This is a genomic window from Pantoea alfalfae (assembly GCF_019880205.1).
GTDB classification, from domain to species: Bacteria; Pseudomonadota; Gammaproteobacteria; order Enterobacterales; family Enterobacteriaceae; genus Pantoea; species Pantoea alfalfae.
In genome coordinates this window covers 2,313,093-2,326,518 of sequence record NZ_CP082292.1, presented here as the reverse complement: position 1 = coordinate 2,326,518, position 13,426 = coordinate 2,313,093, and the positions used below count along the sequence as shown (strand labels likewise).

8 protein-coding genes are annotated in these 13,426 nt (G+C 60.5%); 7 read left to right on the top strand and 1 reads right to left on the bottom strand.

What is annotated here, in order from left to right; translation table 11 throughout:
- The first annotated feature begins 9 nt into the window (after positions 1-9).
- Genes nirB through cobA form a run of 3 tightly spaced genes read left to right on the top strand, consistent with a single transcriptional unit; the run spans position 10 to position 7,549 of the window.
- Positions 10-4,074 (top strand): nitrite reductase large subunit NirB, encoded by a 4,065-nt coding sequence (gene nirB, locus K6R05_RS10830; RefSeq protein ID WP_222924129.1) that lies wholly within the window; start codon positions 10-12, stop codon positions 4,072-4,074.
- Positions 4,071-6,689: a nitrate reductase gene (locus K6R05_RS10825; RefSeq protein ID WP_222924128.1), complete on the top strand. Its 2,619-nt coding sequence runs from the start codon at positions 4,071-4,073 to the stop codon at positions 6,687-6,689. Before nirB ends, K6R05_RS10825 begins: the two co-directional genes overlap by 4 nt.
- Positions 6,689-7,549: a uroporphyrinogen-III C-methyltransferase gene (gene cobA, locus K6R05_RS10820; protein ID WP_222925483.1), complete on the top strand. Its 861-nt coding sequence runs from the start codon at positions 6,689-6,691 to the stop codon at positions 7,547-7,549. Before K6R05_RS10825 ends, cobA begins: the two co-directional genes overlap by 1 nt.
- A 703-nt stretch (positions 7,550-8,252) precedes the next feature.
- Here cobA and K6R05_RS10815 read toward each other — a convergent pair.
- The gene (locus K6R05_RS10815; RefSeq protein WP_095707297.1) at positions 8,253-9,065 is read right to left on the bottom strand and encodes a DeoR/GlpR family DNA-binding transcription regulator; all 813 of its coding nucleotides are present in this window, start codon (positions 9,063-9,065) and stop codon (positions 8,253-8,255) included.
- 350 nt (positions 9,066-9,415) lie between these two features.
- On the opposite strand from K6R05_RS10815, the gene K6R05_RS10810 reads away from it, so the two are divergent.
- Genes K6R05_RS10810 through K6R05_RS10795 form a run of 4 tightly spaced genes read left to right on the top strand, consistent with a single transcriptional unit; the run spans position 9,416 to position 13,404 of the window.
- Entirely contained in the window at positions 9,416-10,213 is a 798-nt protein-coding gene (locus tag K6R05_RS10810) for a GolD/DthD family dehydrogenase (protein WP_222924127.1), read from the top strand.
- Between the two features lie 55 nt (positions 10,214-10,268).
- A complete protein-coding gene (locus K6R05_RS10805; RefSeq protein ID WP_222924126.1) occupies positions 10,269-11,204 on the top strand; it encodes a D-ribose ABC transporter substrate-binding protein in 936 nt (311 codons plus the stop codon).
- Positions 11,205-11,249: 45 nt separating this feature from the next.
- Entirely contained in the window at positions 11,250-11,861 is a 612-nt protein-coding gene (locus K6R05_RS10800) for a DUF2291 family protein (protein ID WP_222924125.1), read from the top strand.
- Positions 11,862-11,871: 10 nt separating this feature from the next.
- The gene (locus tag K6R05_RS10795) at positions 11,872-13,404 is read left to right on the top strand and encodes a sugar ABC transporter ATP-binding protein (RefSeq protein ID WP_222924124.1); all 1,533 of its coding nucleotides are present in this window, start codon (positions 11,872-11,874) and stop codon (positions 13,402-13,404) included.
- Positions 13,405-13,426: the final 22 nt, after the last annotated feature.

Genomic DNA, 13,426 nt, shown 5'->3' with positions numbered 1-13,426 from the left:
GAGCAGACCATGAGGCAACGGTTGCTGGTGATAGGTAATGGCATGGCGGGGATGCAGATGGTGGAGAGCCTGCTGCAGCGTGCGCCGCTGCGCTACGCCATTACGGTCATTGGCCGCGAGCCGCACGGCAACTACAACCGCGTGCTGCTGTCGCCGGTGCTGGCCGGTGAAAAGTCCTTTGGTGAAACCCTGATCCACGATCGCGACTGGTATCAGCGGCATGGCGTCACGCTGCTGACCGGGGAAACCGTGCAGCAGGTCGATCTGGCCGCGCGTACGGTGCAGACCGATCAGCGCCAGCTCGGCTGGGATCGGCTGGTGTTTGCCACCGGTTCACAGCCTCGTCTGCCCGCGATTCCCGGTATTGATGCCCGCCACGTACTCGGTTTTCGCAGCATCGCCGACGTCCGGCAACTGCTGACGGGCCAGGGGCCGGTGGTGATTCTGGGCGGCGGTTTTCTCGGCATTGAAGCGGCGGCGGCACTCCGCGCCCGTGGCCGTGAGGTCACGCTGGTGCACCACAAACCCTGGCTGCTGGACCGCCAGCTGGATGCCAAAGCGGGCGAGCTGTTGCTGACGGCATTAGCGCAGCGCGGCATTCGCTGCGAACTCAGCAGTGGACTCACGGCGATTGACGAGGCGGGCGTAACGCTGACCTGCGGGCGTCACTGCGCCGCCACGCAGGTCGTGATTGCCATCGGTGTTCAGCCTGCGGTGAAGCTGGCGCTGGCGGCGGGTCTGCCGTGTCAGCGCGGGATTATGGTTGATGGTCAGCTGCGCAGCGCCATTCCCGATGTTTACGCCGTGGGCGAGTGCTGTGAAATCGCGGGCGAAACCTTTGGCCTGGTCGCGCCCTGCCTGGCGCAGGCAGAGATTCTGGCGGCGCAGCTGGCGGGATCGCCGCTGGCGGATTTCGTCAGTGAGCCGCTGGCGACGCGGCTTAAGGTTAGCGGCATTTCGCTGTTCAGCGCCGGTGATGTCAGTGAGGCGCCATCCATCAGCAGTTTTGATCCGATCTCCGGCGACTATCGCCGCCTTTTTCTCCGTCAGGGCCGCCTCTGTGGCGTGCTGCTCTCTGGCGATACCCGGCAGGGTGCGGCGTGGCTTGAACGTCTGCAGCGTGCCGAACCTGTCACGCTCGATACCCTGTTCGATCACCATCAACCTGAACCGCAGCCGCAGGCTGCTGAGAGTCCTGAGATGAGTAAACCGGTTTTAGCCGTGATTGGTCACGGCATGGTCAGTCACCACTTTCTTGAGCAGCTGGTTGCCCGCGAACTGCATCAGCACTATCACGTCGTGGTTTACGGCGAGGAGCGTCAGCAGGCCTACGATCGCGTGCATCTGTCGGACTATTTCAATGGCAAAACGGCCGGCGATCTGTCGCTGGTCGGCGCGGACTTCTTTGTCCGGCACGGTATCGAACTGCGCAGTGGCTGCACGGTTGTGGCCATCGATCGCCAGCAGCGCAGCCTGCGTGACAGCGCGGGCAGTGAACTGGCGTGGGATAAGCTGGTGCTGGCGACCGGCTCACGCGCATTCGTCCCGCCGGTGCCGGGCCACGATGGCGACCGCTGCTTTGTCTACCGCACGCTGGACGATCTTGATGCCATTGCCGCCTGCGCCCGCCATAGCCAGCGCGGTATCGTCATTGGCGGCGGCCTGCTGGGTCTGGAGGCGGCGAATGCGCTGCGGCAGCTCGGGCTTGAAACGCACGTGGTGGAGTTTGCGCCGCGCCTGATGGCGGTGCAGCTTGATGAGGGCGGGGCGCTGATGCTGCGCCAGAAGATCGACGCGCTGGGCGTCACCGTCCACACCTCAAAACAGACCGAGCTGATCGAGCAGCAGCCCGATGGCAGCGTGGTACTGCGCTTTGCCGACGGCAGCAGTTTACCCGGCGATCTGGTGCTGTTCTCCGCCGGTATCCGTCCGCGCGATGAGCTGGCGCGTGAAGCGGGCCTGACGCTGGGACCGCGCGGCGGCATTGAGATTAACGATCGCTGCCAGACCAGCGATGACGATGTGTTTGCCATTGGGGAATGCGCGATGTGGAACGGCCAGATTTTTGGCCTTGTCGCGCCAGGATATCAGATGGCACGGGTGCTGGCCGGACATCTGGCGGCTGAACCTGCCGCCTTCAGCGGCGCGGACATGAGCACTAAGCTGAAACTGCTGGGCGTGGAGGTGGCGTCGTTCGGTGATGCCCATGGCCGCACCCAGGGCAGTCAGCACTATCACTGGACCGACGGGCCAAAAGGCGTTTACAAAAAAATCGTGGTCAGTGCTGATTGCACACGACTGCTGGGCGGCGTACTGGTCGGCGACAGCAGCGATTACGCCACGCTGCTGCAGATGATGCTCAACGACCTGCCGCTGCCTGCCGCGCCGGAGAGCCTGATCCTGCCTGCGCTGGCCGGTGCGCCAAAAGCGCCGGGCGTCGCGGCATTGCCCGACAGCGCACAGGTCTGCTCCTGTCACAACGTCAGCAAAGGCGACATCTGCGCAGCGGTGAAAGGCGGATGCGGTGAGATGAGTAGCATCAAGAGCTGCACCAAAGCAGCCACTGGTTGCGGCGGTTGTGTGGCACTGGTGAAACAGGTGATGGAGTTTCAGCTGGAAACGCTCGGCGTCGAGGTGAAAAAAGATGTCTGCGACCACTTCAGTTATTCACGGCAGGAGCTTTATCACCTGGTGCGGGCGGGTGAGTTCAGAACATTTGATGCGCTGCTAGCCTCACACGGTAAGGGTCAGGGCTGTGAAGTGTGCAAGCCGCTGGTGGGGTCGATTCTTGCCTCCTGCTGGAATGACTATCTGCTGAAACCGGCGCACCTGCCGTTACAGGATACGAATGACCGCTACTTCGCCAACATCCAGAAAGATGGCACCTATTCGGTAGTGCCGCGTGTCCCGGCGGGTGAAATTACGCCACAGGGGCTGATCGCCATTGGTGAAGTGGCAGCGCGTTATGACCTTTACACCAAAATCACCGGCGGGCAGCGTATCGACCTGTTTGGCGCGCGGCTCGATCAGCTGCCCGCTATCTGGCAGACGCTGCTTGAGGCCGGTTTTGAAACCGGTCACGCCTACGGCAAGTCGCTGCGCACCGTGAAATCCTGTGTCGGATCCACCTGGTGCCGCTACGGCGTGCAGGACTCGACCGCCTTCGCCATCACGCTGGAGAACCGCTACAAGGGACTTCGCGCCCCACATAAAATCAAGATGGCGGTCTCGGGCTGTACTCGCGAGTGTGCGGAAGCGCAGAGTAAAGATATCGGCGTGATCGCCACTGAAAAGGGCTGGAACCTCTATGTCTGCGGCAACGGCGGCATGAAGCCGCGGCACGCCGATCTGTTTGCCAGCGACCTCGACGATGCCACGCTGCTGCGCTATGTCGATCGTCTGCTGATGTTCTATATCCGTACTGCGGATCGTCTGCAACGCACCAGCGTCTGGCTGGACAATCTGGAAGGCGGTCTCGATTACCTGCGTCAGGTGGTGATTGAGGACAGCCTTGGGCTGGGTGCAACGCTGGAGCAGGAGATGCAGCGGGTGGTTGACGCCTGGCAGTGCGAGTGGCAGACCACGCTGGCGGACCCATCGCGACGTGCGTTGTTTACGCCGACGATCAACAGCGAGCAGCCCGATGAAACCCTGCACTACAGCCGGGTACGCGGTCAGCGTCAGCCTGAATCCGTGGCTGCGCGTCCGCTGCTACAGCTGCCCGCCGAGCCGTGGAGCGCAGTCTGCGCACTGGAGGCGATTCCGCCCGAAGCCGGGATCGGGGCGCGACTCGGCAGCGAGCGTGTTGCCCTGTTCCGCTTTGGCGATGCGCTCTATGCGCTGGAAGATCGTGAACCCGGCAGCGACGCCAGCGTGCTGTCGCGCGGGATTCTGGGCGATGTCGGCGGCGAGCCGGTGGTGATCTCTCCGCTCTACAAGCAGCGGGTACGGCTGCGTGACGGGCAGAGTCTGGATAATCCGCAGCATCAGCTGCGCTGCTGGCCGGTGAAGCTGGAAGCGGGGCAGATCTGGCTGGCAAACCGTCCGCAAAATCGGCTGGCGCAGGCATCATGAACAGCACCTGTCCCTATTGCGGCGTCGGCTGTGGCGTCTGCGTCACGCCGCAGGGTAATCATCAGGCAACGGTGATCGGCGATGCGCATCATCCCGCTAACGCAGGCCGGTTGTGCGTTAAGGGCGCGGCGCTGGGCGAGACGCTGACGCCACAGGGGCGTCTTCTTACCGCTCAGGTTAACGGCCAGCCGGTCAGCCTTGATGCGGCGCTGGATGCGGCGGCGGCAGGATTGCGCGCGGTAATCGATCAATATGGTCCGCAGGCAGTGGCGTTTTATGGCTCCGGGCAGCTGCTCACCGAGGATTACTACGTCGCCAACAAGCTGATGAAGGGCTATATCGGTGCCGCCAACATCGATACGAATTCCCGGCTCTGCATGGCGTCGGCGGTGGTCGGCTATAAGCGGGCGCTGGGGGCGGATGCGGTGCCCTGCTGTTACGACGATCTGGAACAGGCGGATCTGGTACTGCTGGTAGGGTCCAATGCCGCCTGGGCGCATCCGGTGGTCTGGCAGCGGCTGATGCAGGCGAAGCAGCAGCGACCGGCGATGCGCATTGTGGTGATTGATCCGCGCCGCACGGCCAGTTGTGACCAGGCCGATCTGCATCTGCCGCTGCGCCCTGGCAGTGATGCGGCGCTGCTTTCCGGTCTGCTGCACTGGCTGGCGCAGCACGATGGCCTGGATGCCAGCATGTTGCCGCATCTGAATGGCGTGGGTGAAACCCTGGTGGCCGCCGCGCAGTGGGATGTCGCGCGGGTTGCAGAGACCTGTGATTTAACGGAACAGCAGGTGACGCACTTTTTCCGGCTGGTCAGCCAGCACGATCGGATGCTGACGCTGTGGTGCATGGGGATTAATCAGTCCGCCACCGGCAGCGACAATAACCAGGCGATTCTTAACCTGCATCTGCTGACGGGCAAAATAGGCCGTGCGGGCTGCGGGCCTTTTTCGCTGACCGGACAGCCAAATGCGATGGGCGGACGCGAAGTGGGTGGCCTGGCGAATCAGCTGGCGGCGCACATGAGTTTTACGGAAGCGGACTGCGATCGGGTGCAGCGTTTCTGGCGCAGCCCGTCGATGGCCCGCCAGCCGGGACTGACCGCGCTGGATCTCTTCAGGGCAATTGCGGAAGGTGAGGTGAAAGCAGTGTGGATTATGGGCACCAATCCGGCGGTGTCAATGCCGGAAGGCAACCGCGTGGCGCAGGCGCTGGCGGCGTGTCCGCTGGTCATTGTCTCGGATGTGATGGCGCAGACCGACACCAGCGCCTTTGCCGATATTCTGCTGCCCGCCCAGGGCTGGGGCGAGAAGAACGGCACCGTGACGAACTCAGAGCGGCGTATTTCGCGTCAGCGCGCCTTTGCCGCCGCGCCGGGGGATGCCCGGCCTGACTGGTGGCTGCTGGCGCAGGTGGCGCAGCGACTAGGGTTCCGAGAGGGCTTTAACTGGCAGCATCCGTCGGAGATTTTCTGCGAACATGCGGCGCTGTCGGGGTTTGAGAACGACGGTCAGCGGGCGTTTGATATCAGCGGGCTGGCGCCGTTGAGCCAGGCTGCATGGGATGCGCTGCGTCCGGTTCAGTGGCCGGTTAATGCTGCTCATCCGCAGGGCTGTGCGCGGTTGTTTGGCGATCGCCGCTTTTTCCACGAGGACGGGAAAGCCCGGCTGCGTGTCCCGGCTACGCCTGCCTTAACCCCGCGTGATGCGGCTTATCCGCTATTGATGAACAGCGGTCGGGTGCGCGATCAATGGCATACCATGACGCGCACCGGGCTGGTGCCGCGTCTGATGCAGCATTGTGATGAGCCGTTTGTGGCGCTGCATCCCGCTGATGCCGTGCAGTATGGCGTGACGGCGGGTGGGCTGGCGCGGGTGCAGTCAGTACAGGGCTGGATCACTGTACGGGTACGGGGTGATAGCGGGATGCGGCGCGGCGAGCTGTTTGTGCCGATGCACTGGAACCGGCAGTTCAGCCAGCAGAGTCACGTCGATATGCTGGTCGCCGCCCGCGCCTGTCCGTTTTCAGGGCAACCCGCGCTGAAGCAGACGCCGGTGCGGATTCTGCCGCTGACGGTGAGCTGGCAGGGCTGGCTGTGGCAGCGTGGAATGACGCAGCCCGCAGGCTTGCGCTACTGGTCGCGTACGCCCTATCCGGCGGCGCAGCGCTATGCGGTCGCGGGCGAGGGAGTGCCGCAGGCGTGGCTGGCCGGACAGGTTGATTTGTCAGGTTATGACCTGCAGGTCGCCTCCGGCAGCGGTTGTGATTACCGGTTGCTGGCATGGCGCGACGGTGAGTTGCAGCTGGCGTTTTATGCCGGTAGCGCGTTGCCATCGCTGGATAGCGCATTTGTCGCGGCGGCCTTTGCGGATGCGCCGCAGGATGCTGCCGGGCGGCACAGCGTGCTGGCGGGTCAGGCGATGCAGGGCAGCGCGGCAGGCCGGATTATCTGTAGCTGTATGGGGGTAGGCGAACAGACGATTTTGCAGGCGGTGGCGGAGGGATGTCGTACCACTCAGGCGCTTGGCCGGAAGCTGAAGTGCGGCACGCAGTGTGGCTCCTGTATTCCGGAGCTGAAGCAGCTTTTGCTGTCCGATGTGGTTGTGGAGGAATGATGACGCGAGCAATTAATTCTCTGGATAAGTTACTGGCCCCGGTCGGTGTGGCAAAGCCGCAGGGTGCGGTGTGGCTGGTGGGCGCAGGCCCTGGCGATGTGGAGTTGCTGACAGTAAAGGCGTTGCGGTTGCTGCAGCGGGCTGAAGTAGTGGTGTATGACCGGCTGGTGAGTGAAGCGGTGATGGCGGAGGTGCCGGAGAGCGCGTTAAGCATTGACGTGGGTAAGCAGCCGGGTCAGCACGGGCTGAAGCAGGCGCAGATTAATCAGTTGCTGGGGGATCTGGCGCGCAGCGGGCGCAATGTGATCCGGCTGAAAGGGGGCGATCCCTTTATTTTTGGGCGCGGTGGCGAGGAGATGGTGAGTCTGCAACAGGCCGGGATCCGCTGTGAGGTAGTGCCGGGAATTACGGCGGCGGTGGGCTGTGCGGCCGCCAGCGGGATTCCGTTGACGCATCGGGATTGTGCGCAGTCGCTGCGGTTGATTACCGGGCATGGCCGGCGTGGCGAGCCGCAGCTGGATGCAGCCGCACTGGCGGCGGTGAATCAGACGCTGGTGTTCTATATGGGGCTAAGCTGGAGTGCGTCGATCAGTGCGCAGCTGCAGGCACAGGGACGGGATACGGCGACGCCGGTGGCGATTATAGAGAACGGCACCCGGCCGGATCAGCGGGTGTTGATTACCACGCTGGGAGGGCTGGCGGAGACGGTGGCGCAGGAAAAGCCGGTTTCGCCATCGCTGCTGGTGGTGGGTGAGGTCGTGCGGTTCTATCGGGCGGATTTGCAGGTGCGGGATGATGTGACGGTGAGCCGGTGCGATGGGCAGGAAGTAGGGTGCGTCGTGCAGGGAAAACCTGCCTGATCGCAAAGGAATCCCGCATCCCTGCGGACTGGGCTCGCCATCCCTGGCTCGCACACTTTGCTTTTCAGGCAGGCCATTCCTGCACGGCTGGCATGGGTGAGGGATTTTGTAGATTTGTTGCAATGGAGTGCAAATACGGTGCGTCGTGCAGGAAAAACCTGCCTGATCGCAAAGGAATCCCGCATCCCTGCGGACTGGGCTCGCCATCCCTGGCTCGCATACTTTGCTTTTCAGGCAGGCCATTCCTGCACGGCTGGCATGGGTGAGGGGTTTTGCAGATTTGTTGCAATGGAGTGCAAATACGGTGCGTCGTGCAGGAAAAACCTGCCTGATCGCAAAGGAATCCCGCATCCCTGCGGACTGGGCTCGCCATCCCTGGCTCGCATACTTTGCTTTTCAGGCAGGCCATTCCTGCACGGCTGGCATGGGTGAGGGGTTTTGCAGATTTGTTGCAATGGAGTGGAAGTACGGTGCGTCGTGCAGGAAAAACCGGCCTGATCGCAAAGGAATTTCGCCTCCCTGCGGACTGGGCTCGCCATCCCTGGCTCGCACACTTTGCTTTTTCAGGCAGGCCATTCCTGCACGGTTGGCATGAGTGTGGAGGTTTTGATGGTTTGCAGGCATGCCCGCGCTTTCCTGCGCCTGAAATTCTCGTTTCTCCGTGCTCTGGAATCACTCACGGCACTTCGGTACGGAAGTTCAATTACATCGCCCGCTTCAGCGGCAGCGGAGCCACCAGCACTTTCACGCCCAGGGCCTCAAACGCTTTGACCTGCGCGGCGCTGATGCCGCTGTCGGTAATCAGGTAGTGGATGTTGCTCCAGTCACAGGGCAGCGCGAACATGGACACCTTGTCGATTTTGCTGGAGTCTGCCACCACGTAAACCGTGCTGGCAGATTTGATCATCGCCAGTTTTACCTTGATGTCCGTTTCGCTGGGGAAGCTCAGGCCCAGACGCGGTGAGATGCAGGCGGTGGCCAGAAAGAGTTTTTCGGCCAGCACATTTTCGAAAAAGCTGGCCGCTTTCTCGCCCGAGGTGGAGAGCGTCGGAAACTTAAAGGTGCCGCCGGTCAGCAGGATATTGATCCCCGGCTCGCCGCCCAGTTTCAGGGCGATATTGACTGCCGTGGTCACCACGGACAAACGGCGGATGTGGCTGATGGCGTCGGTAATCGCCGTGGTGGTGGTGCCGGAATCGAAAATCACCGTGTCGCCATTTTCGATATGCTGCGCCGCCAGTCGGCCAATCGCCTCTTTCTCTTCCAGATGGGTCTGCCGCTCCAGCAGCATCGCGCCGGTATTCTGCTTGCCCGTCATCAGCGTTGCGCCACCGTGGTAGCGCTGCACAAACCCCTGTTTTTGCAGCATGCGCAGGTCGCTGCGTAATGTGGCTTCAGTCAGTCCAAAGGTCTCGGTCAGCGCTTTGACCGTGACCGTACCATCCTCACGGATCATCTCCAGAATTTTCTCGCGGCGTTGCTGCATGTCAGCGAACTGCTCACTTTTGCTTTTCAATCGAAATGCTCCCTTTTTCAGTAACCTGATGGCTTGGGCGGACAAGGTCTCTGTGGCTGAGTTTAACGCGCCATTTTTATGAATGCGAGATGACCTGACAGGTCTGTGATTTTCGAACGAAAATAAATAATCAGCAGGTTATTGAATCTCCCAGGCTTTCCCGATTGCCGCAGAGCAGCTTTATTTCGGGACTGGAACCCAGATCACGTCTTTTCAATCAGATAAGCCGCTTTGTACAGCAGATGGTCGAAATTTGATCTGCTCCACATATCATTTCTTTTCGATAGCTTATATTTTTGTTCGAAAATGATTGAGTCAACGGCATCAGCAAAAATCAGGGGAAGAGTGGGATGAGTGGTGAATATGACGTAAACCTGCGCTACGGCGTGGATACTGCAATGAATCTGGCCGGTAAGGTGGCGGTGGTGACCGGCGGGCTGGGCGGCATCGCCATGGCAACCAATGGCATGCTGCTGGAGAAGGGCGCGCATCTGGCACTGCTCTATCCGCCGTTTGAAGCGGAGAAAGTTGCCAGTCTGCAGGCGGACTTCGCGGCCGATCGGGTACAGTTTGTCTGCTGTGACGTCACCGATCCCGCGTCGGTGGAAAAGGCGTTTGACGCGGTGGTTTCCCACTATGGCCGCATCGATATTATGGTCAACTGCGCAGGCTACGTGATGCTGCAGCCGGTGATTGAGACTGATTTTGCTGAGTGGCAGAAGCAGATCGCGGTGAATCTTACCGGCCCTTTCCTCTGCTCGCAGGCGGCCGCACGGCTGATGATTCGTGCCGGTGCGGGCGGCAAGATTATTAACATCGCCTCCCAGGCGGCGTCCATCGCGATCGACAATCATGTCGCCTACACCTCCGCCAAAGCGGGTCTGCTGGGCATGACTAAAGTGATGGCCAAAGAGTTTGCTCCGCATCGCATCAACGTGAATACCCTGTCGCCCACCGTGGTGCTCACGCCGATGGGCGAGAAAGCCTGGCGCGGCGAGAAAGGCGAGCAGATGAAAAAGCTGATTCCGCTGGGTCGCTTTGCCTATACCGATGAGATCGCCGCCGCCGTGCTGTTCTTTGCCAGCAACGGCAGCGACATGATTACCGGCGCAGATTTGATGATCGATGGTGGCTTCACCATCTGGTAAGGCCAACCCAACACCCGGGACTTCATACCCTGCCATAACGATAAGAGAGAACATCATGAAAAACCGTACCCTGCTGTGTACTGCCGTGGCTGCCTGTCTGGTTTCTCAGGCGGCGTTTGCCGCCGAAAAAGGCACCATTATGATTCTGGTTAACTCACTCGATAATCCTTACTACGCCTCCGAAGCCAAAGGGGCCAACCTCAAAGCGCAGTCGCTGGGCTACAAAACCACGGTGCTGTCGCACGGCGAAGATGTGAAGAAGCAGAGCGAACTGATCGATGCCGCTATCGGTAAGAAAGTGCAGGGTATCGTGCTGGATAACGCCGACTCCACCGCCAGCGTAGCGGCGATCAAAAAAGCCAAAGATGCCGGCATTCCGGTGGTGCTGATCAACCGTGAAATCCCGGTAGATGACGTGGCGCTGGCGCAGATTACCCACAACAACTTCCAGGCGGGTTCAGATGTGGCCAACGTCTTTGTCGAAAAGATGGGGGAAAAGGGCAAATACGCCGAGCTGGCCTGTAACCTGGCCGACAACAACTGCGTGACCCGTTCTAAATCGTTCCATCAGGTGCTGGATCAGTATCCCGATATGCAGAGCGTGGCGCGTCAGGATGCCAAAGGCACCCTGATCGATGGCAAGCGCATTATGGACAGCATCCTGCAGGCGCACCCGGATGTGAAAGGCGTGATCTGTGGTAACGGTCCGGTCGCGCTGGGTGCCATTGCGGCGCTCAAGGCAGCCGGTCGCAACGATGTCATCGTGGTGGGGATTGATGGCAGCAACGACGAACGCGATGCGGTCAAAGCGGGTACGCTGAAAGCCACGGTGATGCTGCAGGCGCAGGCGATTGCCGCTGAAGGCGTGACCGATCTCGATAACTTCATTCAGAAAGGCGTGAAGCCGGAGAAACAGCGTGTCATGTTCCGCGGCATTCTGATTACTCCGGAAAACGCCAAAGGCGTCCAGGACTTTAACTACAAGTCGTAATTAACCGCTGCCGCGCCTGCGCGAGCGGGCGCCAGGGAGAAGAAGATGTCCCGAAGAGTCTGGCTGACGCTGGTGGTCATGCTGCTAAGCGGCTGCAAAATTGTGTCGCAGCAGGAGCTGGCTGACCTGAAGAATCCCCCCAATCCGAAGATGGCCAACATCGACCAGCTCTGGCAACAGAAGCTGGTGCCGCAGGTCCAGGCGGAGGCGAAACCGCTGGCAGCGCTGATGACGTCGCTCCAGTCTGCCAAAGACTTTGACAGCGCCTGTCAGACCTACGGCTATCGCAGTCAGGCTGAGAACCCCTGTATTTTCAGCGTCTCCGTTCGCGGTCAGGTAACGGCTGTCAATACCACTTCCCGCAGCGGAAAGATGACCGTAAAGGATGAATCAGGTGACAGTGTCACTATTCAGGTGGGACCGATCATCCGGGGCACGGCGCTGCGCGATGTCTATAAAGGCGCGAGTTATCAGGACTTTAACGATCAGGTGCTTTTTGGTGATTACGGTAAGGCGATTAACCAGCACGCCTCAGCCCTGATGCAACAGTTCGCGCCAAAAGTGGGCGACACAGTGATGGTCAGCGGCGTGTTCAGCAGCTGGGACATTCCGCAACAGCTGCCGGATATCACCCCGGCTGCCATCACCCGGCAATAAGGAGCGGCAGATGCAAAATCCGCAACCGCAAACGTCCGGCGACGTGATTATCGAAACGCGCAACGTGTCGCGTCTCTATCCCGGCGTGACCGCGCTCGATCAGGTCAGCTATCGGGTCTACCGCAACAAAGTGAATGTCCTGATTGGGGAGAACGGGGCCGGCAAGTCCACCATGATGAAGATGCTGGCCGGGGTTGAAACGCCGTCGTCGGGCGAGATTCTGCTGGATGGCAAGGTGGTGTCGCTGAACTCCACCCATCAGGCGGAGAAGCAGGGGATCAGCATCATTTTTCAGGAGCTGAATCTGTTTCCCAACATGAACGTGATGGACAACATTTTTATCGCCAACGAGTTTTTCCAGCGCGGCGTCATCAATGAGAAGTATCAGTACGCGCTGGCGAAGTCGCTGCTGCAAAGGCTGCAGCTCGATGTCGATCCCTATGCACCGCTGGGCGAGTTGGGCATCGGGCATCAGCAACTGGTGGAGATTGCCAGAGCGCTGTCGAAGGATACCAGGGTGTTGATCATGGATGAACCCACCAGTGCCCTGAGTCAGTCGGAAGTCAAAGTGCTGTTCAATGTCATCGACCAGCTGAAGCGACGCGGCGTCACCATTATCTACATCTCACACCGGCTGGAAGAGTTGATGGAGATAGGCGATCACATCACCATTTTTCGCGATGGCCGTTTTATCAGTGAGCGCGAGGTGCGCGACGCCAGCGTGCCGTGGATTATCGCCCAGATGGTGGGCGATAAGAAAAAACAGTTCGACTATCAGCCTGCGCCACAAGGAGAAACGGTGCTGGAGGTCGAGGGGCTGACCGCGCTGCATCAGAACGGTGGCTACAAGCTTAATGAGGTCAGTTTTACCCTGCGCAAGGGCGAGGTAATCGGCATTTATGGTCTGCTGGGTGCCGGGCGCACCGAGCTGTTTAAGGGGCTGATTGGCCTGATGCCCTGTCAGTCGGGCCGGGTACGGCTGTCCGGTAAGGATCTGGCAAAGCGCAGCTTCCAGCAGCGGCTGAAAAGTGGCATCGCGCTGGTGCCGGAAGATCGCAAAGGCGAAGGGGTGATTGAACTGATGTCGATCACCGCCAACATGACACTCTCTGATTTCAGCCTGCGCGGTTTTCGCCGGGCGCTGGGGCTGCTGAATCCCGGCCGGGAGCAGCAGCGGGTCAATGAGATGATCGGCCATCTGGCGATCAAAGTCAGCGATCCCGATCTGCCGGTCACGGCGCTAAGCGGGGGTAATCAGCAGAAGGTCGTGCTGGGTAAAGCGCTGATGACCGGGCCGCAGGTGGTGTTGCTGGATGAGCCGACGCGCGGCATCGATGTCGGTGCCAAAAACGACGTCTATCACCTGATTGGCAATCTGGCTCAGCAGGGGCTGGCCGTCATGTTCTCATCGTCTGAACTGGATGAGGTGATGGCGCTCGCGGACCGCATTTTAGTGATGGCCGATGGCCGGATAACTGCCGATCTGCCCCGCGCAGCGGCAACGAGAGAACATCTGATCGCGGCATCAACCCCGCAGGATTAAGCGCCTGACCCATTGGGCTAAG

Coding starts and splice junctions, on each gene's coding strand:
- nirB (WP_222924129.1), top strand. CDS start 10: ATGAGGCAACGGTTGCTGGTGATAGGTAATGGCATGGCGGGGATGCAG.
- K6R05_RS10825 (WP_222924128.1), top strand. CDS start 4,071: ATGAACAGCACCTGTCCCTATTGCGGCGTCGGCTGTGGCGTCTGCGTC.
- cobA (WP_222925483.1), top strand. CDS start 6,689: ATGACGCGAGCAATTAATTCTCTGGATAAGTTACTGGCCCCGGTCGGT.
- K6R05_RS10810 (WP_222924127.1), top strand. CDS start 9,416: ATGAGTGGTGAATATGACGTAAACCTGCGCTACGGCGTGGATACTGCA.
- K6R05_RS10805 (WP_222924126.1), top strand. CDS start 10,269: ATGAAAAACCGTACCCTGCTGTGTACTGCCGTGGCTGCCTGTCTGGTT.
- K6R05_RS10800 (WP_222924125.1), top strand. CDS start 11,250: ATGTCCCGAAGAGTCTGGCTGACGCTGGTGGTCATGCTGCTAAGCGGC.
- K6R05_RS10795 (WP_222924124.1), top strand. CDS start 11,872: ATGCAAAATCCGCAACCGCAAACGTCCGGCGACGTGATTATCGAAACG.